The 23,171-nt window shown below is 59.3% G+C and carries 17 protein-coding genes; 15 read left to right on the forward strand and 2 right to left on the reverse strand.

What is annotated here, in order from left to right:
* Positions 1-21 precede the first annotated feature (21 nt).
* The 15 genes from tssC (at position 22) to icmH (ending at position 20,446) form a co-directional block, all read left to right on the forward strand.
* Positions 22-1,515, forward strand: a complete 1,494-nt coding sequence (gene tssC / locus HWX25_RS19285; RefSeq protein ID WP_175909757.1) for a type VI secretion system contractile sheath large subunit — start codon at positions 22-24, stop codon at positions 1,513-1,515.
* A 96-nt stretch (positions 1,516-1,611) separates the two neighbouring features.
* On the forward strand, positions 1,612-2,097 hold the full coding sequence (locus HWX25_RS19290; RefSeq protein WP_059447502.1) for a type VI secretion system tube protein Hcp: 486 nt from the start codon (positions 1,612-1,614) through the stop codon (positions 2,095-2,097).
* Positions 2,098-2,177: 80 nt separating this feature from the next.
* A complete protein-coding gene (gene tssJ / locus HWX25_RS19295; protein ID WP_175909761.1) occupies positions 2,178-2,684 on the forward strand; it encodes a type VI secretion system lipoprotein TssJ in 507 nt (168 codons plus the stop codon).
* A gap of 4 nt (positions 2,685-2,688) precedes the next feature.
* Positions 2,689-3,021 (forward strand): DUF6693 family protein, encoded by a 333-nt coding sequence (locus HWX25_RS19300; RefSeq protein ID WP_059692579.1) that lies wholly within the window; start codon positions 2,689-2,691, stop codon positions 3,019-3,021.
* A 133-nt stretch (positions 3,022-3,154) separates the two neighbouring features.
* Positions 3,155-4,501 carry a type VI secretion system baseplate subunit TssK gene (gene tssK / locus HWX25_RS19305; RefSeq protein ID WP_175909763.1) on the forward strand — a complete coding sequence of 449 codons (1,347 nt, stop codon included), beginning with the start codon at positions 3,155-3,157 and terminating at the stop codon, positions 4,499-4,501.
* Positions 4,502-4,573: 72 nt separating this feature from the next.
* A complete protein-coding gene (tssI, locus tag HWX25_RS19310; protein ID WP_175909765.1) occupies positions 4,574-7,111 on the forward strand; it encodes a type VI secretion system Vgr family protein in 2,538 nt (845 codons plus the stop codon).
* Between the two features lie 7 nt (positions 7,112-7,118).
* Entirely contained in the window at positions 7,119-7,970 is an 852-nt protein-coding gene (locus HWX25_RS19315; RefSeq protein WP_175909768.1) for a DUF4123 domain-containing protein, read from the forward strand.
* Positions 7,967-10,522 (forward strand): T6SS effector BTH_I2691 family protein, encoded by a 2,556-nt coding sequence (locus HWX25_RS19320; protein ID WP_175909770.1) that lies wholly within the window; start codon positions 7,967-7,969, stop codon positions 10,520-10,522. The genes HWX25_RS19315 and HWX25_RS19320 overlap by 4 nt, the downstream gene beginning before the upstream one ends.
* Position 10,523: 1 nt before the next feature.
* Complete coding sequence (locus HWX25_RS19325) at positions 10,524-11,444, forward strand: DUF6708 domain-containing protein (protein ID WP_175909772.1); 921 nt, start codon at positions 10,524-10,526, stop codon at positions 11,442-11,444.
* Positions 11,445-11,567: 123 nt separating this feature from the next.
* Positions 11,568-12,461 (forward strand): DUF6708 domain-containing protein, encoded by an 894-nt coding sequence (locus HWX25_RS33455; protein ID WP_244138781.1) that lies wholly within the window; start codon positions 11,568-11,570, stop codon positions 12,459-12,461.
* 75 nt (positions 12,462-12,536) lie between these two features.
* A complete protein-coding gene (locus HWX25_RS19335) occupies positions 12,537-13,457 on the forward strand; it encodes a DUF6708 domain-containing protein (protein ID WP_175909774.1) in 921 nt (306 codons plus the stop codon).
* A 64-nt stretch (positions 13,458-13,521) separates the two neighbouring features.
* Positions 13,522-13,800, forward strand: a complete 279-nt coding sequence (locus tag HWX25_RS19340) for a PAAR domain-containing protein (protein WP_175909775.1) — start codon at positions 13,522-13,524, stop codon at positions 13,798-13,800.
* Positions 13,800-15,092, forward strand: a complete 1,293-nt coding sequence (tssL, locus tag HWX25_RS19345) for a type VI secretion system protein TssL, long form (protein ID WP_175909777.1) — start codon at positions 13,800-13,802, stop codon at positions 15,090-15,092. The genes HWX25_RS19340 and tssL overlap by 1 nt, the downstream gene beginning before the upstream one ends.
* 25 nt (positions 15,093-15,117) lie before the next feature.
* The gene (tssM, locus tag HWX25_RS19350; RefSeq protein ID WP_175909779.1) at positions 15,118-19,209 is read left to right on the forward strand and encodes a type VI secretion system membrane subunit TssM; all 4,092 of its coding nucleotides are present in this window, start codon (positions 15,118-15,120) and stop codon (positions 19,207-19,209) included.
* 19 nt (positions 19,210-19,228) lie between these two features.
* On the forward strand, positions 19,229-20,446 hold the full coding sequence (icmH, locus tag HWX25_RS19355; RefSeq protein ID WP_175909782.1) for a type IVB secretion system protein IcmH/DotU: 1,218 nt from the start codon (positions 19,229-19,231) through the stop codon (positions 20,444-20,446).
* A gap of 73 nt (positions 20,447-20,519) precedes the next feature.
* Here the strand turns inward: icmH and HWX25_RS19360 are convergent, their stop codons facing one another.
* Together HWX25_RS19360 and HWX25_RS19365 are read right to left on the reverse strand one after the other, a co-directional pair.
* On the reverse strand, positions 20,520-21,728 hold the full coding sequence (locus tag HWX25_RS19360) for a benzoate/H(+) symporter BenE family transporter (protein WP_175909784.1): 1,209 nt from the start codon (positions 21,726-21,728) through the stop codon (positions 20,520-20,522).
* A gap of 229 nt (positions 21,729-21,957) precedes the next feature.
* Positions 21,958-22,983: a fatty acid desaturase gene (locus tag HWX25_RS19365; RefSeq protein ID WP_175909785.1), complete on the reverse strand. Its 1,026-nt coding sequence runs from the start codon at positions 22,981-22,983 to the stop codon at positions 21,958-21,960.
* Positions 22,984-23,171: the final 188 nt, after the last annotated feature.

Consider the following 23,171-nt stretch of genomic DNA (forward strand, 5'->3'; position numbering starts at 1 on the left):
AACCGATCGAGGATGACCACCATGGCGAAGCAACACGCACAGGCCGCGCAAACGCAGACGGCCACTCAATCCGACTTCACGCAATTACTGGAAAAGGAATTCCGTCCGAAGACCGACCAGGCGCGTGAGGCGGTTGAATCCGCAGTCCAGACACTCGCCGAGCAGGCGCTTGCGCAGACCGCGACCATCAGCGACGACGCCTACAAGAGCATCGCGGCGATCATTGCGCAAATCGACCACAAGCTTTCCGAACAGATCAACCTGATCCTGCACCACGACGATTACCAGGCGCTGGAATCGGCTTGGCGCGGCTTGAACCACCTCGTGTCGAATACGGAAACCGACGAGCATCTCAAGATTCGCGTCCTGGACGTCTCGAAGACCGAGCTGCACCGAACGATGCGTCGGTACAAGGGATTGGCGTGGGATCAAAGCCCGCTCTTCAAGCAGATCTATGAACAGGAATACGGCCAGCTCGGCGGCGAGCCGTACGGCTGCATCGTCGCCGACTACTATTTCGACCATACGCCGCCCGACGTCGATCTGCTCGGATCGATCGCAAAGGTCGCCGCAGCATCTCACACGCCGTTCATCACGGGGGCCGGCCCGTCGGTGCTCCAGATGGAGTCGTGGCAGGAGCTGGCGAACCCGCGCGATCTGACGAAGATTTTCACGCAGAACCTCGAATATGCGGCGTGGAATTCGCTGCGCAATACCGAAGACGCTCGTTATGTCGGGCTGACGATGCCGCGCTTCCTCGCACGGCTGCCGTATGGCGCCAAGACCAATCCGGTCGACGAATTCGATTTCGAAGAAGACACCAACGGCTCGGATCACAGCCGCTACGGCTGGGCGAACGCCGCATACGCAATGGGCGTCAACATCAACCGTTCGTTCAAGCAGTATGGCTGGTGCTCGCTGATTCGCGGCGTCGAGTCGGGCGGTACGGTTGAGAGCCTGCCGTGTCATACGTTCCCGACCGACGACGGCGGCGTCGACATGAAATGTCCAACCGAAATCGCGATCTCGGATCGGCGCGAGGCCGAACTGTCCAAGAACGGTTTCATTCCGCTCGTGCATCGCAAGAACACCGATCACGCGACCTTCATCGGCGCGCAGTCGTTGCAGAAGCCGGCCGAGTATCACGATCCGGACGCGACCGCCAACGCGAACCTGTCGGCCCGCCTGCCGTATCTGTTTGCCTGCTCGCGCTTCGCGCACTACCTGAAGTGCATCGTGCGCGACAAGATCGGCGCGTTCAAGGAGCGCGAGGACATGCAGCGCTGGCTGAACGAATGGGTCATGCACTATGTCGACGCGGATCCCGCCAACTCGTCGCAGGACACCAAGGCGCGCCGGCCGCTCGCCGCGGCGGAAGTCCTCGTCGAAGACGTCGAGGGCAACCCGGGCTATTACCAGGCGAAATTCTTCCTGCGTCCGCACTTTCAGCTTGAAGGGCTGACGGTCTCGCTGCGGCTCGTGACGAAGCTTCCGTCGATCAAGGAAGCGGCGTAAGCGGAAGCTAACCCATCCCATCGGGCCGGGCATTCAAGCGTTTCATTTTGTGGTGAACGGCCTTTTTCTACTCATGTAAGTAAAGGAGTGCTACGTATGGCGCAGGACATTTTTCTGAAGATCGACGGTATCAACGGTGAATCGCTCGACGACAAGCACAAGGACGAGATCGAAGTCCTGAACTGGGATTGGGAAATCACTCAGGAATCGACGATGCATGCCGGAAGCGGTGGCGGCGCGGGCAAGGCGACGGTCAAGGATCTGACGTTCGAACACAACATCGATCGCGCGAGCCCGAACCTGATGAAGTACGCGCTGACCGGCAAGCATATCGATCAGGCGACGCTCGTGATGCGCAAGGCCGGTGGCAACCCGCTCGAGTACCTGAAGATCACGATGAGCGACGTGATCGTCACGCGCGTGAAGCCGTCCGGCAGCAAAAGCGACGCAGAGAAGAGTCGTGAGACGGTCGCGTTGTCGTTCGCGAAAGTGAAGCAGGAATATGTCGTGCAGAACGCGCAAGGCGGCAGCGGCGGCGCGGTGACGGCCGGCTTCGACATCAAGGGCAACAAGGAAGCGTAAGTCGGCGAGGTGTTGCGTGTGCGCAATGGTGTCTCGGCGTGCGCGCAGCGCCTTTTTGCTGCATTCAAGGTGAAATCTGCATGCGTTCGATCCTGACTGCCGCCGCGCTTGCCGGCGTCGTGATTCTTGCGGCCTGTGCGAGCGGCGAACCGAAGCCCAAGGTGCCGGTTCGGTTTGACCTGACGGTCAACGCGCGACCGGACGTCAACCCTGACGATCGCGGTCGGGCCGCGCCGATCGTCGTTCGCATCTATGAACTGAAGAACGACATCGCGTTCGGCACAGCCGACTTTTTCACGCTACAGACGCAGGAAAAGACGGTATTGGGCGATGACGTCGTGAAGCGTGACGAACTGCAGCTGCGTCCGGGCGAGCACAAGAAGATCGTGCGGTATTCCGGTGCGGATACGACGGCCATCGGCGTGATCGCGGCTTATCGGGATCTTCCCAACTCGGTTTGGCGAGTCGTTTACACGATACCGACTGGTCCCGACAAGGCGTGGTATCGCTTTTTCACACCAAAACTGAAGTTGGACATTGCTCTCGACGCCAAGGCAGTCAGCGTGCGGGAGACGGGGAAGAAATAAAAGCATGAGCAATCTCAATTTGAAATCGGAACTGACAGTCACCGACATCATCGGACACGCTGTTATCTGGATCCTTCTTTCGATTGTCACGTTCGGTCTCGCGTTGTTCGTCTATCCGTACTACCTGTACCGATTCGTGATCAGTCGAACGGTCGCCGTCAATTCAGACGGCAAGGTAGTGGGAAGGCTCGAGTGCACGATGGATCTGGCGACGATGATCGGAAAGATCGTGATCTGGACGCTGATCTCGATCGTCACGCTGGGCATCGGTTACTTCGTCTTTTTATACAAGATCCTCGCGCACTGCATGAACCACACGCGAATGGTCAGCAACTGATCGATCTCATGGCGCGTATTTGAGTGGATGGCATAAAAATGCAGGCGCTTCGCACCGCCAGGTCCGAGTTGGACCTGGCGGCCAGACATGATGGGTATGGCCCATCTTTCGCACGGACAATCGGAAAACACGTATGAGTTGGTATGCCAAGGTTGCCTGGCAGGAGGGGCTGTTTTTCCGTCCACAACTGTTCCAGCAACAGGATCGCTATTTCGAGAAATACGCGCATATGCGTGCGACCCCGTTGTCGCCGTTCTTTTTCGGCTTCGCGAGCTATGCGCTCGACCTGGAGTCGCTGGCGCTCGGGAAGGTGATCGTCAAAACGGCCGCCGGCGTGTTCGCCGACGGCACGCCGTTCGATGCGCCGGGCAATACACCTCCGCCGCCTCCGTTGACGATTCGGCCCGAACACCTCGATCAGGTGATCTATCTCGCGGTGCCGGTCCGGCTGCCGAACTGTGAAGAAACGACGTTCGAGAACAGCGCGGATTCCCTGGCGCGCTACCTGGTGTTCGATACGGAATTGCGCGACACGAATTCGATCGGTCTTGCCCCCGAGGCCGTGCAACTGTCGAATCTGCGCCTGCGCCTGATGCCGGAAAAGGAACTGGGCGATGCATGGATCGGCCTCGCACTCACGCGTGTCAAGACGATCCGCGCGGACGGCAGTATCGAGCTCGACGACACGCTTGTACCGCCTGTATCCGGTTATGGCGCGAGCGACCTCCTCGCAAGCTGGGTGACGAAAATCCACGATCTCGCGCATCTGCGTGCGAATGCGCTTGCTGAACGGCTCGCCGGCACGGACGAGACGACAGCGAGCGCGGCGACGGTTACGGATTACCTGCTGCTGCAGATCCTGAACCGCTACGAGCCGTTGCTGCAGCACTTGCTGCGGGTGCCGGCCGTATCGCCGGCCGATGTTTATGCGCTGCTGATCAGCATGGCGGGCGAACTGTCGACGCATCTGCGCACGGATACGCGGCGGCCGCTCGACACACATCCGCCTTATCAGCACACGACGCCGCATCTGTGTCTGAAGCCGGTTGTCGACGATACGCACCGGCTGCTGAACGCCGTGCTGGTGCGCAGCGCGCAGAGCATTGCATTCGAAGATCGCGGGCACGGGATGCGCAACGCGGTGGTCGATCCGGTCGATATGCAGGGCTTTACCGCGTTGGTGCTCGCCGTTCACGCGGCGATGCCGCCTGACGTGCTGAAGCAGCAATTCCTGGCGCAGGCGAAGGCCGGGCCGTCGGAAAGGTTGCCGAGCCTTGTCCGCAGTCACTTGCCGGGTATCGGTCTGCAGGCGCTGCCGGTGCCCCCGCGGCAGATCCCGTTCAACGCGGGCTACATCTATTACGAGTTGACGCAAGGCGGGCCGCTTTGGGAGGAAGTCGTGCGTCACGGCGGTATCGCGTTGCACGTGGCGGGTGAGTTCCCGTCGTTGAGATTGGAGTTGTGGGGCGTGCGCGCATAAGCGTGACGGATTCGAAGCGGCTGGATTGCCATCGAGAGTCGATGGCTCGATCGATTCAATGGAGATGTCGGGATGGCTTTGTTTGACTCACCACGGACGCTGTCGGTTTGCGGCGCGGCCATGCCGATGTACGGTGATCGTCCGATCCTCACGCCGGTGAAGCTTACCGGCGGCGAAGCCGTTGGCGAATTGTTCGAGTACACACTCGAGCTGAAAACCCCCGACGAACTCGGCTTCTCGCAAAGCATTGCCGCGAATATCGATCTCGACAAGCTGATCGGCACCGAGCTGACCGTCTCGATTCAGCTCGAAGGCGTGGGGCATTTCATTCGTGGCCTCGCCGGCAACGCTGGAATGGCGAACATCGGCGCAGGCACGCGCGAGATCACCGGAATCGTCTCCCGCGCATCCATCCTGCGAGAAGACGGTCGATCGATCGTGTACGCGGTCACGCTTCGACCGTGGCTCTGGCTGGCGACGAAGAACTGCGACTGCCGAATCTTCCAGGACATGTCCGTGATCGAGATCACCGACGCGGTGCTCTCGACGTACCTGTTTCCGGTCGATAAGCGGCTGACGCCGCCGCGTCCGAACAACGTTTGGCCCAAGCGGGACATCCAGCGCCAGCACCACGAAAGCGACTGGACGTTCCTGCAGCGGTTGTGGGAGGAGTGGGGCATCTTCTACTTCTTCGAGCATGCCGACGGCAAGCATCGTTTGGTCTTGTGCGATGCGATCGCCGCGCTCAAGCCGCACGGCGAAGCCTACGCGACGATCCGCTATGAAGCCCCCAACAGCCGGCGTGTCGACGAGGAGCATATTCACGCGTTGTCGATCTCGAATGCGTTGACGACCGGCGCGGTCACGAGTGTCGATTACGACTACACGCGACCGCGCGCCGATCTGACGGTTGGGCGAGAAGATCCGCGCGATACGGGGCTCGCTCATCAGGAGCATTACACGTGGGCCGACTATGCGCAGCCGCAGGCGGGTATGGGAGGTTTGTCGGGCGCGTCCAATGAGCCGCGAACGGAAGCGGAATACCTGACGCTCGTGCAGATGCAGGCGTATCGCTGCCAGGGGCTCAGGGCTTCCGGGCAGGGCAATCTGCGCGGACTGGTCGTCGGCCAGACTTTTGTGCTGACGCACTATCCGCAGAACGCAGCCAACCGGGAGTATGCGGTCATCGGCTGCAAGCTGACGATCGAAGAGGTTGGCGAGGCATCGGGTTCCGGTCAGCGTTACCACTGCGAAGCAGACTTCGTGCTGCAGCCGACCCATGAGCCATTCCGGTTGCCGCGCACGATCGCGAAGCCGCGCATTACCGGCGTCGAATATGCCGTTGTGACATGTCCGGAGAACCAGGAAATCTGGACGGACGCGTACGGTCGAGTGAAGTTGCAATTCCTGTGGGATCGGCTCGGCGACAACGATGAACGTTCAAGCTGCTGGGTGCGCGTTGCCGGTGCATGGCATGGCGATCAGTTCGGCGGCATCTTCCTGCCGCGCCGCGGCCATGAGGTAGAGGTTGCATTCGCGAATGGTGATCCTGACTTGCCGATCATCGTCGGTAGTGCTGTGAATGCGTTCAACATGCCGCCGTTTGCTTTACCGGAGAACCAGACGCTTGCCGGTTTTCGTAGCAAGGAGATCGGTGCTCGGCGGGCGAATACGCTGGCTTTCGACGATACGAACGGAAGAATTCAGGCGCACCTGTCGAGTGACGAAGGCACGTCGCAGTTGAATTTGGGGTACATCACGCGTATTGCGGGGAATGCGGGGCGGCAAGAGGAACGCGGTCGCGGCTTTGAGCTCGCGACCGGTTTGTGGGGGGTGGTCCGTTCGGCGTTGGGAATGTTGGTCACCACCGAGGCGCGGTCGGATGCGGAGGGCCATGTCAAAGGGATGGGCGAAACCGTCCAGCGGCTTGTAGAAGCGCGTGACACGCACGAACGACTCGCACAACTGGCTCAGCAGAACCACGCGCAGGAGGTGAATAGTGATCAGAGTGAGGTCACAACCGCGTTGAATGCACAGAATGATGCAATCCGGGGCGGAGCAAAATCGAGCAGTGACCCGTTTCCAGAGTTTGCTGAGCCACACCTTACGCTTGCCAGTCCAGCTGGTATTCAAGCTACAACAGCGGGTAGCACGCATATCGCAAGCGGCGAGCATCTCGCGTTGACGACGGGTGAGCATCTCGGCATTGCCACCGGACGCTCACTGTTTGCAACCATCAAGGAAAAATTGCGGATTTTCGTCTACGACGCCGGAATCAAGCTGATTGCCGGCGCAGGTTCAATTGACATTGAATCGCTCAAGGACACCATTAACCTGATGGCAAAAATCCGGATCAGGCAGACCGCGACCAAGATCGAAATCTGGGCTGAAGAGGAACTATCGCTGCGCGGCGGGAAGAGTTTCATCACGCTCAATAACTCGGGCATTACCAACGGCACGCCCGGGCAGTGGCAATCCTACGCGGCAATTCACGAGATGCCGGGGCCGAGAAGCGCGTCTGAGGGTATACCGGCCGCTGAACTCAAGGTTTGCGAAATGAGTATGGTCAAGGCGGCAGTCAAGCACGCGGCAATCGTGCCGCTCTCCTGAGGGACACATGCAAAGCCGCACACTTAACGATGCGATGTCGGCCAGCACTCACCTGCTGGCCGATCGCCTCCTCGTCCGGGACTGGAGGGGTGATTTGCCTTGGCACGACATCGTGCCCGACTGGCTTGAAAATGAACGCCATTTGCTCCCGGTAGTGCTCCGTCTCGATCAACTTGACGATAGTCAGCGTGAAGAGATTACGCAGTCTCTGGCGGTCGCCCCCCCTGAGATTGCGTCAGCTATGTTGATTTGCAGCGATTTGAGCGCCGAGGCGCAAGCACGTCAGTTGGCAGGGAAAGTCACTGTGACGCTCGATGATGATTCGCATGTTCTGCTGCGCTTTGCAGACCCCGCCGTATTTCTCCATCTGTTGTGGGTATTGCCGCTTCCGCATCTTGCCGCTCTCTGTGACGGTATAAGCCGCTGGTGGGTGCCTTTCCACGGCCTGTGGCATGAGCTCGAGTTCACTAGCCGACCGGAGGTCGAATGGAGCAAGCTCGACGAGGCTCAGTCGATTGCGTTGACCAACGTCGGACTGGTCAACGGCACACTCGCGACAATGCCCGAGGTCACTGAGATGAAGCAGCTGTGGCGCTTTAGTCAGGAGATCAATCAATGGTTATGTACCGCGCAGAGTGAGTTTGGCCTTATGGGCGCATCGGATTGCATGGCCTTTGCGCGACACGGCTGCCTCCTCGGTCGGAGCTTCACCAGCCATCCGAAATTGGCGCCGCACCTTCGAGTTGCTGCGGCGACACCGGGAGCCTATGCCCAGGCGACTGAGTTGTTTCCGGAAAATGAGTGGAGCAATGTAATTGCAGACATTGAACGGATTGATCGAGAACGGGAGGTATCGTGACCAACGCAAGTTCTTCTTTAACTGCACTGGCCAGGGCGAAGGCGGCTGCGCTCGACGATTGCGAGTTTTGTGAGAAAAAGGGGTTAGCGATCCTCCCGGTTCGAGCGGCAATCATGCACCCGGATTCAGGTGGACCAATGCTGCCGGCCGATCTGCTACCTGCTGACGGCGATGGGGGGAAGAAGATTCCACTGACAGGGGCAGCCGCCTATACGGGTCGGACATTACGCAACGGTTTTCTGTACGTGTACGACGAACGAGGAATGTGGGAGAAGTACTGGATCACGCCGCTCGGATATCTGATGAAGGTTCCGGTTGGTGTGCCATTGAACGGTGCTTACGTGGAGGGCCGAGAACCATGTAATAAGACGGGGCACCGTGAAATTGCAGCGTGCATTACCGTAAAAGAACCAAAAAGCGCTGGAAGGATATGGGTCGGCTATTCCGTTGCCGAATGGACGCCACGGGTGCTTCAACTCAATCAGGACGAGGCGTATCGAAGCCGCCATATGCGCGTATTCGATGTGAAGAAGTGGATGGAAAGTCGCAAGGCGCCGAACGCGCGAAGTTTGGATAACGTGGCGTCGATCGTGGCGGAGTATTCGACGAAGTCAAAGGTTGAAACCTTCGCGTTTTCGCCTTATGGGTTCAACTCGCGGGCATCGACAACAGATGGGCTGTTACACGCCGCCACGTCATTGGGGCCGAAACCCGGGGCCGTGCTGATTATCGACGATCCCGCCGGGATCGCGGCGGAAATCGGCGCCAGAGCCATCGAGCTTCACGGCGGATTCATGGCCGTTGCCGATCGTTCCCGAAAATTGAGCGTCTCCACCGCAATTCTGAGTCTCCAGGCTGCTGTCACTGATCGTGCGGAAATGGATGAGATCGCCGCAGGTGACGAACTGGAGCAAGACGGGCATTACGTACCGGATGGGGTCGGGCGCATGATCTACGTGGCAAATCCCCCGAAGCTTCCCGATGCCACACCGGCGGACTTGAGTCGTGTTTCGTCGAAATCGTGGAAGAAGTATGAGGTCGATTACGACGAACCCGCTCGAGCGCAGTGGCAAAACGAATTCAACCAGGAATATGGCCGGTTCAGCGAACGGACATTGCATCCGTTGGCGGTGTCTCACGTTCAGTGGATGACAAGTAGCCAGATGCGGAACCATCTGGATTGCACACACGATAGCGCTTCCGCGGAAGTCGGGCTCGTCTATGCTCGCGTTCTCACCGCATGTATCCAGGGCACGGAACAATTCAAGCCTTGCGCGCGGTTATACGAGCGCTGGTTGAACGGCGTGATCTCCGATGACAAGAATCTGGTGCTTCGCGGCGTTGTCCTGAATCTTGAGAGCAACAAGAAAATATTTTCGGAAAGCCTCAAGCCAGATGTCATGTGGAAAACAGTCGGCTGGGACAGTCTGATACTGGCGTTCAACAACTCCATTGACGGCGTAGCCGAGCATGCCCCCGAAGTGATAGGGAAGTTACTGGCATCGCTTGGCGGGTCGATCACCCAGGCATTGCAAAGCGCAGTTGATGGGCCGGTCCGACATGCCCTCGTCGCGTGCGGTGTTGTCAGCGGCCGGCCGGTTGTGCCCGTCGAGTTGACCGGCTCGTATAAGGCATATCGAGCGTCGCTTATTCGCCAACTCCTGAAATCTTCCGGTATCAAGAAGCCCAGCGAAAACGCCATCCAGCGAGAAGTGTCGCTCGCATTGCGTCGCCTTCAGATTCGAGGAGAGCCGATGAGCACGGTTGTCAGGTCGAAATTTCTTGTGATGATCGATGAAGAGGCGATCAAAGGCATGCCGAAAGGGCTGAGCAAGAGTGAGCAGGCCAAATGGCTTGCGAATTCGCTTCATTCCGCAGAGGAGATCGAACGGTTGAATCTGTCCGCATGGCGGGAGCGGATCAATGTGCCGCAAAGGGTGGCAACGGCAGGCAAGGCAATACCGTTTATCGGCAACATGCTGGCGGGGCTTTTCCAGTGGGCTGCCTATCAGAAGGTATCGATAGATCTGGCCGGTTCGATGAAGGGCGACAAGCTAGAGAGTCAGTTCAGATTAGGTAGTGCTGTGATCGCGTTGGGCTCCACCGTCGCGGACACCATAGCCAGAGCTGCTGGCAATTTGGTCGAGACGACTTTGTTGAAGGGGAGGGCGGCGGTGTTGGGGATGGCTGGAAAGATATTTAGACTCATATCAAAGGCACTTGGAATTTTCGCCGCCGGAATTAACGCATTTTGGGATGGAAAAAATGCCGTTGAAGCTATTCAACAAAGAAACTATTTATTAGGTTTGGCGTTGAGTGTGTCCGCTGTCTCGGGCCTTGTTGCGGCATTCCTGTTGGCTGCTGAATCTGTAATTGGGGTAATTGTCGCAACCTTGGTTTTCATTGGTGCTGGCGGGATCTCCACATTTTTGCAGGATGACAAGATCGATAAATGGCTAAAACGTTGCTATTGGGGCGCGTTGGATAGGAAGGATCGCTATAAAAATTTGGAGGAGGAACTAAACGAACTGAAGATGGCAACCGGAGCTTGATATGGACTATACGGGACTCTATGCAAAGAAATACAGCATAAATCGAAAGTTGACCAATGAGGAGAGATCGAATCAATTTCATCAGAAGAAGCGACTCGATATTTCGCCGTTCTATAACATTTCAGTTGTCGAAATGAACTCGACGTATCTGGAGTGCGTTGATCGTTGGTTTATATATCGGGGAACGATGGCGGCGTTTTGCTTGATTGGCATGGTAATCCCGGTTTTCGCTTTTTTTATCCCTCTGTTCTCTAGGGTTGGTCTGGAATTTATTTCGCTATCTATTTTTCTTGGGGTGTGGATTCCATACTGGATATTTATGGCGTGGATGTTGTCAAGGGAGACGTTTTCTTGGACATACTTTCCATTGAGATTTAATTATAAAAAAGGAATGGTGTATGTGTTCAGGCGAAATGGAACTGTATTGAAGGAAAAGTGGGGTGATATATTTTTCACCCTCGGGCGTTGTGAACGTATGGTGGGCCGACAAAACTGGGATATCCGTGGTCATGTGCTTGACAAGGACGGAGAAACCGTCCTGGAAACATTTGCTTTACCTGGCGACACGGTGCTCGTGGAGCAGTTGGAGCATTGTTGGGAGTTCATTCGCCGATATATGGAGGAGGGACCTGCGTCAGTCTATCGCGACGTTTACTGGTGCCACGATATTGCCGAGCGACGGGAGAAATACACGGCCGGCCTCAGATACATGTTCTTTTCGTTGAATGGTCAGCCGATCGGCCAAATATTGCTTTCGCCAGTCTTTTTCGTGGCATCGCTGGGTCGATGGTTTGCCATGCGCACGAGCAAGATTCCGAAGTGGCCGGCAGAAATCGAAGCTGAATGCGCCGTAGATGCATTCGATCCGTACCTGCGTGATGCATCGCGCAATCCCGAGAAAGTTCCAATGGAGCCGATGTGATCGGTGTAAAGAAAAATCTTTGCCAAGAGCAAATTGAATGGCGTCGTGACTTGAGAATCGAAGGCGGGAGTTGATGCGGATTATACGGGGCTTCTTGCAAAGAAATATCGTGTTAATAGAAAGTTGACGGCCGAAGAAATATCAAACCAACTTTTTCAGAAGGCGCGACTTGATATTTTGCCATTCTATAATATTTCCTTGATAAAAATGAATTCAACGTATTTGGAGTGCGTTGATCGATGGTTTATTCATCGGGGGGCGATAACATCCGTCTGTCTGGCATTCTTATTTTTTACTGTGATTTTGGTGCTCGGCCCATTGTATATGTTCTCTCCGGCACATTTTGTGCCAACCGAAGCTGATGTTGGCTTTGTGTTGTTCGCTATTCCGTTCATGGTTCCGTTGTGGCTGCTTTTATCTTGGGGGCTGTTTAAGGAGTCGTTTTGTCTTACGCATTTTCCGATTAGATTTAATTGTAGAAATGGAATGGTTTATATATTCAAGTCAAACGGCTTGATTGTAAGGGCGAAATGGGATGATATATTTTTCACCCTCGGGCGTTGCGAACGTATGGTGGGCCGACAAAACTGGGATATTCGTGGTCATGTGCTAGACAAGGACGGAGAAACCGTCCTGGAAACATTTGCTTTACCTGGCGACACGGTGCTCGTGGAGCAGTTGAAGCATTGTTGGGAGTTCATTCGTCGATACATGGAAGAGGGGCCCGCATCAGTCTATCGCGACGTTTACTGGTGCCACGATATTGCCGAGCGACGGGAGAAATACACGACCGGCCTCAGATACATGTTCTTTTCGTTGAATGGTCAGCCGATCGGCCAAATATTGCTTTCGCCAGTCTTTTTCGTGGCATCGCTGGGTCGATGGTTTGCCATGCGCACGAGCAAGATTCCGAAGTGGCCGGCAGAAATCGAAGCTGAATGCGCCGTAGATGCATTCGATCCGTACCTGCGTGATGCATCGCGCAATCCCGAGAAAATTCCAATGGAGCCGATGTGATCGGTGTAAGGAAAAATCTTTGCCAAGAGCAAATGGAATGGCGTCGTGACTTGAGAATCGAAGGCGGGAGTTGATGTGGATTATACGGGGCTTCTTGCAAAAAAATATCGCGTCAATCGAAAGTTGACTGATGAAGAGCGATCAAATCGGTTGGTTAAAAATAAAAGGTATAAAGCAGAGTCATTTTACAACATTTCCGTAATAAAGGAAAATTCTACATATCTCGAATGTGTGGATCGATGGTTTATTTACCGTGGGTCGATGGCTGCAGTCTGTTTAATTGGTTTGACGGTGCCGGTATATTCATTTTTTATTCCACTTATTATGGCGGTTGGATTTGATCGCATTGCTCTCTGTATTTTTTTTGGGATTTCGATTCCGTACTGGATATTGATGGGGTGGTTGCTGTCAAAAGAGGCGTTTTCGTGGACGCATTTTCCGATCAGATTTAATTGCAAAAATAGGATGGTGTATGTATTTCGGAGAAATGGGGCGGTCTTGATTGCGAAATGGGATGATATATTTTTCACCCTCGGGCGTTGCGAACGTATGGTGGGCCGACAAAACTGGGATATTCGTGGTCATGTGCTAGACAAGGACGGAGAAACCGTCCTGGAAACATTTGCTTTGCCTGGCGACACGGTGCTCGTGGAGCAGTTGAAGCATTGTTGGGAGTTCATTCGTCGATACATGGAAGAGGGACCCGCATCAGTCTATCGAGACGTTTACTGGTGCCACGATATTGCCGAGCGACGGGAGAAATACACGGCCGGCCTCAGATACATGTTCTTTTCGTTGAATGGTCAGCCGATCGGCCAAATATTGCTTTCGCCAGTCTTTTTCGTGGCATCGCTGGGTCGATGGTTTGCCATGCGCACGAGCAAGATTCCGAAGTGGCCGGCAGAAATCGAGGCTGAATGCGCCGTAGATGCATTCGATCCGTACCTGCGTGATGCATCGCGCAATCCCGAGAAAATTCCGATGGAGCCGATGTGACAGTTCAAGCTCTTCTCGATACCGAGCCTTGCGCTTCGATATACGGTTCATCAAGGATCATCTAATGTCTCTTCCCATCGCAGTATTAGGAGACGGCACCGATCATGGTGGCCGGATCATTACTGGCTCTGCCACTCACAGTATCGGCGGCAAGCCGGTCGCACGGCTTCACGATCTAGTTGATTGCCCTCAACGCTATCCGGATGGTCGACCACATGGCGTGAACCGGATTGTTCAAGCTCATCCGACACTGACGATCGGCGGGAGCCGTGTGGCCTTGCACGGACATCGCACGGAGTGCGGATGTGCTCTCGTCAGCAATACGGTTGCGAGGGTTGGGTGATGGATCGTGCGAAATTCCTGGGTGGCCAAAGGCACGATGCACAGACCGCCGTCGATACACCGACGTTTGCCGATACCGTCGATCCGGATCGGAACAGGACCACATTTGTAATTCCGCCGGGCGAAGCGGAGATGCAAAGGCTGAACGCGGTCAAAGTCGCGAAAAATCCGTTGCTTGAAGCCGCGCGTTCGTTGTTGAGGGCGCAAGCAGATATGCCGGACGCACTGGGCGACTCTGCGGGGGAATTGCTGCGTCGGATGCTCGAGCATGAGATGCGTGTCTTTCAAAAACTATGTGAGCAGGCCAATATCCGCCGCGACCATATGATCGGTGCGCGATACTGCTTGTGTACGGCGCTGGATGAAGCAGCGATGCGGACCGAATGGGGCCGTGACCGCACGTCGGGATTTGAATGGGAGAGCCACAGTCTCGCGACCACTTTCCACGAAGACCGTGACGGTGGTGACAAAGTCTATCTCCTGATTGCTCGCCTGCTGGAGGACCCTCATGAGCACCGTGACCTGCTCGAGGTCATCTACCGCATTCTCAGTCTCGGTTTCGAGGGCCGTTATCGGGAGGGTACCGATAACAAACGCAAGCACGACGCGATCCGCCAACGCCTCTACAACGTCATCACGTCGCAACGCGAACCCGTGCCGATGGCGTTATCGCCCCACTGGCAATCGACAGCAAAAGGCAAGCGCCTGTCGTTCCACGATTTCCCGGTGTGGATCACAGTAACCGTCGCGTCCGTGATCCTGCTCGGCCTGTTCGGCTGGTTCAAGTACGAGCTGATGAACCGTGCCGCCGGCGTTCAAAAGCAGATTGCCGCGATAGCCGCGATGACACCGCCACCCGCGCCCCCGCAATTGCATCTCAAGCAGTTGCTCAAGGATGAAATCGCCGCCGGCACCGTCAGCGTCGATGAAGCTGCCCACCGCAGCGCCGTGACATTCCGCGGCGATGCGATGTTCCAGCCCGGCGCCGCGTCGGTCCAGGCATCGATGAATCCGTTGATTTCAAAGATCGCCGGCGAGATATCCAAGGTACCAGGCAAGGTCGCCGTGCTGGGTTATACGGATAGCGTACCGATTCGCAGCCGCCATTTCGCGTCGAATCAGGCGCTGTCTGAAGAGCGGGCCATTCAGGTCATGCAGATGCTGCAAGCCGCGGGCGTGCCGGCGAATCGTCTCGAAGCCGCTGGCAAGGGCGATGCCGACCCCGTCGGTGACAACCGCACCGCACAGGGGCGCGCGCAAAACCGTCGCGTCGAGATCATCGTCGCGCGATAAGCCAGATCCGTTTCCGGAATAACACATGAAGAAGTTCCAGTTCCTGTCGTTTCTGGCCTCGCGCCAGTTTCTCGCGTTCCTCGCACTGATTGTCGTCGCACTGGTGATCTGGTTCGTCGGACCGTTCTTTGCGTTCGGCGGACTGAAGCCGCTCGCCGGGGTCGGCACGCGTGTGCTGTTGATCGCATTGCTGCTCGCCGGGGTGCTGCTCTGGCTCGTGGGCCAGTCGACGACGATCGTGTTCGTCGCCCTGCTTTGCTTGTTGATCTGGTATGCAGGCCCGCTGCTCTCGTTTGGTCATGCCGCTCCGTTCGAGCCGGCGTCGACCCGACTCATCGCAATCGCGGTGGTGGTGGGCGTTCTCGCCATCTTCGGGATGTATCGCGTCTGGCAGAAGATGCGTGCCGACGATGCGTTCCTGAAGAAAATGTTGCGCATCGGCGACAAGAAGGACGAGTCGCCTGCCGCATCGCGGCTTCGGAAAGTCGAACCGATCGTGACCAGCGCGCTCGCACGCCTCAAATCGATGCGCACGGGTGCGCGCGGTCTTGGTCGGCTGTTCCAGGGCAAGCGCTATTTGTACGAGTTGCCCTGGTACATCACGCTCGGCTCACGAGGATCGGGCAAGACCAGCGTGCTGATGAACGGCGGACTGGCGTTTCCCGTTGCCGAGCAGATGCAGCGTGCCGCGGGGAAACCTGTCGACGCCACCGCCTCGGTGGACTGGTGGTTGACCAATGATGCGGTACTCATCGACACGACGGGCTATTACACACGTCATGGCACCTCGCCGAGCGCGGACGTCGATGAACCGAAGCCGGCGGCCGATACCGTCGACGCGAATGCGAACGACTCAACGCCGGACGAGCAGCGCGCCGAAGACGATGCGAAACAAGATGCGCCGTCGCAATCGAAGGCGGCCACGGCATCGAAATCGGGTGTTGATTCCACGCCAGGCCTTTCGGGCTCGCGCCATGGTCATCAGGAGATCGATCGCGCGGAATGGCTCGGCTTTCTCGGCATGCTGCGCCGGAATCGGCCGCGCGCGCCGATCAATGGCGCGTTGCTGACGATCGATCTTGCGACGCTGGCCGACGCCGACGAGCAGGCACGGATCGCGGAGGCCGCCGCATTGCGTGCGCGGTTGGCCGAGCTGAGGCAGGAGCTCGGCATCCGCTTCCCCGTTTACGTGATGGTCACGAAGATGGACGGTCTGACGGGCTTTACCGAGTATTTCGGTGCGCTCACGTCGGAAGGGCGAGCACAGACATGGGGTTTCACACTTCCGTACGGCAAGGAAACAGTTGCGAAGGAAGGGTTGCGGGCGCGGTGCCACCAGGAGCTCACCGAACTGTCCGAACGATTGAGCGGCTCGATCGATACGCACCTGCAGGATGAATACGACTTGCCGAAGCGGCGAAGGCTAGCAGCCCTCCCGGAGGAATTTTCCGCGCTGCTCGGACCGCTGACGGACTTGATCGACCAGGTCTTTCTCGATTCGCGCTACGACGATACCCAACTCCATGCGACGTTGCGCGGCGTGTATTTCACAAGTGCGCGGCAACGGGGCGGCGAAGTCGTTGCGGAGCACCGTACGCTCGTTCAACGCCTGCTGTCGGCTCAGGACCACACCGTCGTTTCACAGCAGCGTGCCGAGGGCAACCAGAGCTTCTTTCTGCACGATCTCCTGACGCGTGTCGTGTTCCCGGAAGCACATCTCGTCAGCCCCAACCTTCGCTGGGAATTCCGCTACCGGCTGTTGCGCTTGACCGGGCACACGTTGACCCTGCTGTTGTTCGTCTGGTTGGCGATTGGCTTGCGTGTGAGCTTCGGCCACAACAGCGACTATCTCGACGCGATGGGGCGCAAGGCGCAGGCGTTGACAGCTCGCGTGACGCAACTCTACAAGACGCCGAAACCCGAATCGGTGCCGGACACACTGACCGAAGCGCGCTATCTGCCGACTTTTCCTAATCTGGACCTTTCCGATCCCGGCAGCGAGTGGCGCTATGGGCTGTACGTGCCGCCGAGCATCGCGACGGAGAGCGGTCGCACATACGATGCCCTCGAGGACAATCTGTTGTTGCCGCAAATCGTGCGTCGGATGGAGGACGTGATGTCCGGCGCGATCGCCGCAAACGATTCGAAGGTCGCTTACGATGCGCTGCGCGTCTACCTGATGCTCTACGACGCAGCGAAGTTCAATGCCGATGACGTCAAGACGTGGGTACTCGACGACTGGGCAAAACATGACAGTGCAGCGATCTTCGGCGGCCGTGCGTCGATGATCGACCATGTCCAGCAGCTCTTTTCCGGTGATCGTGTGGTGAAGTCTCCGCTCATTCGCAATGACGCACTGATCCAGCGTGCCAGGGCGTTTCTCGACGGCAGCAACGCGACCGGTCGTCTGTACGAACGCGCGAAGGTGGCGATGCAGAAGGAGGCGCCGGACGAGTTCACGCTGCTGCGCGCGGTGGGCCCGCAGGCCGGCACGGTGTTTACGCGAGCGAGCGACGCGCCGTTGTCGCGCGGCGTGTCAGGGCTCTTCACGTTCGACGGTTACCGGAATCTGTTCGACAAGCGGCTGCCTGAGTTCGTGCAGATTGCTCGCGATGACGACGCGTGGGTAATGGGGCGCTCGTACCTGGCGGGCGTGTCGGATTCGGCTCAAAAAAAAACGGCTGAAATCGTGAGCAATTCGACGGGGACGGACGACGCGCTGACGGACGCGGTCCGCCGCGAATATCTGACGGAGTACGCGCGGCAATGGGATGCGTTTCTCAACGACATCCGGACGGTCAGCGGTACGAGCCTCGCGTTCAATCTTCAGGTGCTGCGCCGCTTCGCGGCTCCCGACTCGCCACTCGTGCGGCTGGCCCGTGCGGCGGTGCATGAAACAACGCTGACGGCGCCGGTGAGCGGATCGGGCGGTACGTTTCTGCAGAAAGCAGCCGACCAGATCAGCCAGAAGGCCGACAAGGCGCTCGGCATTCGCGCGTCGGAACGCGTCGAGCGCGACCTCGTCGACGTCCATTTCGCCGCGCTGCGCGAAGTCGTGACCGGCAACGCCGATTCGGAGGGCGCTTCCCAGGCGGCGGCTCAGGCTGGCGCGACAGGCCTCGACGGTGTAACGAACCTGTTGAACGATTACTACACGGCGCTCACGGTCTCTGACAACGCGTTGTCGAACAACAGCATGCCGCCGGCCAGCGACACGGCGGCGAAACTCAAGATGGCCGCCAACACGATGCCCGCGCCTTTCCGGGCGGTACTGCTGCAGCTTGCCGCGGATGGCTCGCGCGAAGTCAATCAGGGTATCGGGCAACTATTGTCGCGCCAGATGCAGGCAGCCGTTGGCGACACGTGCCGGCTGACCATCGAGGGCAACTATCCGTTCTCGCCCGACAGCAAGCGCGATGTCGGCATCGACGATTTCACCCGCATATTCGCGCAAGGAGGCGTAATCGACGATTTCTTCGCGAAGACGCTGGCGCCTTTCGTCGACACGTCAGCGAAGCCGTGGCGGTACCGAACGCTTCCCGGCGCGACGGAACCCGTACGGGGGCCGGATCTCGAACCGTTCGAACACGCGAAAGCGATTCGCGACACCTTCTTCAGCGATCCCGGCCACAAGCAACTCACGTGGAAGGTCGACATCCGCATTCCCGAACTGGACCCCGCGATCCTGGGCCTGTCGCTCGACGTCGATGGCCAGACGTCGCTCTATCAGCATGGTCCCGTGGCGCCGTTCACGGTGTCGTGGCCGGGGCCGCGCGGTGGCGTTCATGCGGAGATCACCGCCAATCCGCGCATTCGTCCCGACACGTCGACGATCGCTGCCGACGGACCCTGGGCACTGATGCGACTGCTCCAGCGGGGACGGGTCGTCGAAACGGCGACGCCCGGCCGCAGCCGCGTCGCGTTCGAATTCGACGGTCGCAAGGCGGCGCTCGACATCGCGAGCACCGGGAGCGTGGCGAATCCGCTGACGAGCGATGTGCTGAGCACATTCCGTTGCCCTAGCTCGATGCCGCTGTTCGACCTGTCGGATAGTGGCCCGCCCCCCGGATTGCCGCGCGGCACGGTGCCGGCGGGCACGATCAATACTGCCCGATGAATGGCGAGGAGGGAACACGATGACGATTTCGACGGCCGATCCGAGAAGTCCTGCCGGAGCGCCGGCATCCCCGCCGCTTGCAACGCGTCTCAGGGATGCGGAACAGGCGGTCAACCCGCTGCTGGAGTCGGCGCGCAGCTTGCTGCGAGCGCTGGCGGATACGCCCACCGTGCTGGAACCTGACGCCGTCGCGCATCGACGCTGGTGGCTGGAGCAGGAGCTCAGGTTGTTCACGCGTGTCTGCAACGAGTTGAAACTGCGATCCGACCACGTTGTTCGCGCGAGCTATGGCCTGTGTGCCGCGCTTGACGAAGCGGCGATGCAGACGCGTTGGGGCAAGGGCGGGGCGACGGGAGCCGACTGGCAGTCGAACAGCCTGGCAGCGGCGCTGGGTCATGACCGGCAAGGAAGCGATCGCGTGTTTCGACTGATCGACGAGGCGCTCGGGAGTCCTCGCGAGCATCTCGATTTGCTCGAGCTGTATCAGAACATCCTCGATCTGGGTTTCAAGGGGCGATATCGCGTTGGGAACGATGGCTCGGCCCGTCTTCAGGGTGTTCGCGAAGCCGTGCACCAGGTTGTGGTGACTAGCGGATTCGGCAGCATGCGCGACAGTGAGCCGATCCGGCGGCCACGGCAATCGATCGTCGATCCGTGGGTGCGCCCCGTACGGGCGCGTCGTACACGTTGGTGGATTGGCGCGGGCCTTTTCGTTGCGTTGATGCTCGGCGCGGCGGGTTATGCGGCGGTGAGCCACTGGATTCACGGCAAGCCGGCTGCGACGACGTCCTCGCTGGAAGTCCTGTCGGCGCAGCTTGGCACGAGTCTGCGTGATGAGGTGGCTGCCGGCAACGTCGAACTGAACCGGGATACGGCGACGAATGCACTGACGCTCCGGTTCAACGGCATGTACGCGTCGGGTGACGTGGCGGTCGCGCCATGGTGGGCATCCATCATGGCTACAGTCGGTCGGACCATTGTCGCGTCGGTACCCGCCGCGCACGTGCGGGTCGTTGGTTACACCGACAACGTGCCGGCTGGCGCGACATCCCGGAACAACAATCAGGCGCTTTCCGAAGCCCGCGCCCGGCAGGTCGCGCAGATCCTCGCGGCGGCGGGTGTGCCGGTGCAAAACATCTCCGCGGCTGGACAGAGCGACGCCGATCCGCTGGCCGACAACGGCACGGCACAGGGAAGATCGAGGAATCGCCGTGTCGAAGTGACCGTATCGAACTGAACGGCGAGTCGATGTGTATTGCGAAGCGCCGATACGGGAGACGTGCCTTTCGCCGAAGGCAATCGGAGCCTGCTTAAGTGCCCTGGCGCCGCCGCACCCTGCTCAACACCGCATAAGAAAGCGACCCGATCATGATCCCCCAGAACGCGGACCCGAGCCCGAGCCAAGTCATCCCCGACGCAGTCGCGAGGAACGTGATCACCGACGCTTCGCGATGATCCTCATCCTCGAAGATCCCGTGCACGTTCGCGCCGATCGCACCGATCAGCGCGAGCCCGGCGAGAATCGCGACGAAGGCCTTCGGCAGTGCAAAGAACAGCGTGACGATCGTCCCCGCGAAGAGCCCGCCGATCAGGTAAATCACGCCGTTCGCGATGCCCGCGATATAACGCCGGTCCGGATCCTCGTGCGAATCCTTGCCGGTGCACAGCGCAGCGGTGATCGCCGCGACGACGATCGTGATCCCGCCGAAGCACGCGACGACAAGCGACATCACGCTGGTTGCGGTGATGATCGGCCGCGCCGGCGTGTGATAGCCCGAGACGCGCAGGATCGTCATGCCGGGCAGGAACTGGCCGGTGAGACTCACGACGACGAGCGGCAGCGCGAGGCTGAGCGTGGTGCCGAGCGTCCATTCGGGGGCGATGAAGATCGGTCGCGCGATGCTCGGCGACACGTTGCCGAGATGCGCCATCCCGAGCAGCGTCGCGAGCGCGGTGCCGGTCAGCAGCACGAGCACGATGCTGTAGCGCGGCAACAAGCGCTTGAAGATCACGTACGCCGCGATCATCCCGAACCCGAGCACCGGCTGCGCAGTCGCGGCGGAGAACGCATGCATGCCGAACGGCAGCAGGATGCCGGCCATCATCCCGCACGCGATGCCGCGCGGAATGTGGCGCACGAGCCGGTCGAAATAGCCGGTGATGCCGATCACGAGGATGATCAACGCGGCCGTGATGTACGCGCCGACGGCCTGGTTCAGCGTCAGCTGCGGAAAGAGGCCGACGAGCAGCGCGGTGCCGGGCGCCGACCATGCGGTCACGATCGGCACCTTCAGTTTCCAGCTCGCGAAGAGGCCCGACACGCCCGCGCCGATCGAGATCGCCCAGACCCACGATGCCACCATCTCGTTGGATACGTGCGCGGCCTGCGACGCCTGGAAGAAGATCGCGAGCGGGCCCGCGTAGGAAATCAGCACCGCGAGAAAGCCGGCGGTGACCGCGGAGACGGACCAGTCGTTGCCGATCGAGCGGATCGCGCCGGGCGAGGTGTTCGGTTGCATCGTCGTAGGGGAGTGCGGCGCGCGGCCGGGAGGCTGAGCCGGGGCGAATGATTGTTGGAGGCCCCGGACGATCCGTCATTCTGGGCATTGCCGCCGAAATTGGCAATTTGCCGATGAGGATCGGTGTTGTCGGCTTTTCGTAAGCAAAGCGCGTCGCGGCAGCCGCGCGGCCTTGCGCGGCCGTCGCCGCATCGGGCGCCTTCCCGGCGCAGCGCGACCCGCTCAAGCGTTACGTACTGATCTGAAGATACCCGTCGACCGCGGCGACCTTCGCACCGCTGCCCGTCGACAGCGACGCCGTGCCGTGGTCGAACGGATGCACGGGCGCGTCGGTCGGCGTCCATGCGTGACGCGCCAGCAGTTCGCGATACCCGCCGCGGATCACGAAGCCGCCGCATTTCTCCAGATACGCGTCGCGCCGCATCCGGTACGCGCGCGGCAGGTCGTACCACGGCAGCCTCGGCAGGTCGTGATGCACGAGGTGATAGTTGTTGTTCAAGTACAGCAGCCGCATCGCGAAGCCCGCCTCGTTGATGACGATGCGCGCCTTCGGATGCCGCGCGGCGCGGTGCTCGAACAGCGAACGGATCATCGCGAGCGACAGCGCGGGCCACGTGACGGCAAGCAGGTAGTACCACCACGGCACGCCGATCGCCCGCTGCAGCCATGCGAGTAGCGCACCCACGCAGACGGCGTGCGTCACCCACATCCGCAGATAGCGGAAGTTGCCGCGCCGGAACGCGGTGAATGCGCCGGCGAACATCGCGGCGACGCTCGTCGGCGGCCCGAACACGAGACGTCCGACGAAGGTGGTGCGCGCAACGGTCAGCGCGCGACGCCAGCGCGGCAACCGCGCCCACTGCGCGCGCGACACGTAGTTCGTTTCCGGGTCGACGCCCGGCACGGTCAGGTCCTCGTCGCGGTGATGGTCGAGGTGCGTGTCGCGATAAAGCGTGTACGGATACCAGATCGTCAACGGCGGATAGCCGAGCAGCCGGTTCACGAACGCGGAGCGCGTCGGGTGGCCGTGCAGCAGCTCATGCTGCAGCGACATGTGCCACGCGCCGAGCAGGATCAGCGGCGGCGTCGCGGCCGTGAGCGACAGGCGCTCGGCGCGTACGAGCAGCAGCACGGCGAGCCAGCCGCCGTAGATCGCGACGACCAGCAGCCACGTCGGCCACTCGGTGCGGGCAGTGAAGCGGGCGTCGAGTGCGGCGATCGCGCGCGCGTGGTCGACGTCGAAGTATTCGGCCATGGTGCTGGGGCGGGATGTAGCGGGTGATACGGGGGCTGCACGGGTAACGGGTAGCGGACGATCGCGCCGTTGCGAGCCGCGATGCAGGTGGCCGACTTGCGTCGCGACTCGCAGTCGACCGCTACGGCGAGCGGCTTGCGACGGCGTCGCGACACTGGAACGCTAACCGGCTCGCGTAGTCAGGCCAA

This window comes from Burkholderia sp. BCC1640 (genome assembly GCF_902833125.1).
GTDB lineage: Bacteria > Pseudomonadota > Gammaproteobacteria > Burkholderiales > Burkholderiaceae > Burkholderia > Burkholderia diffusa.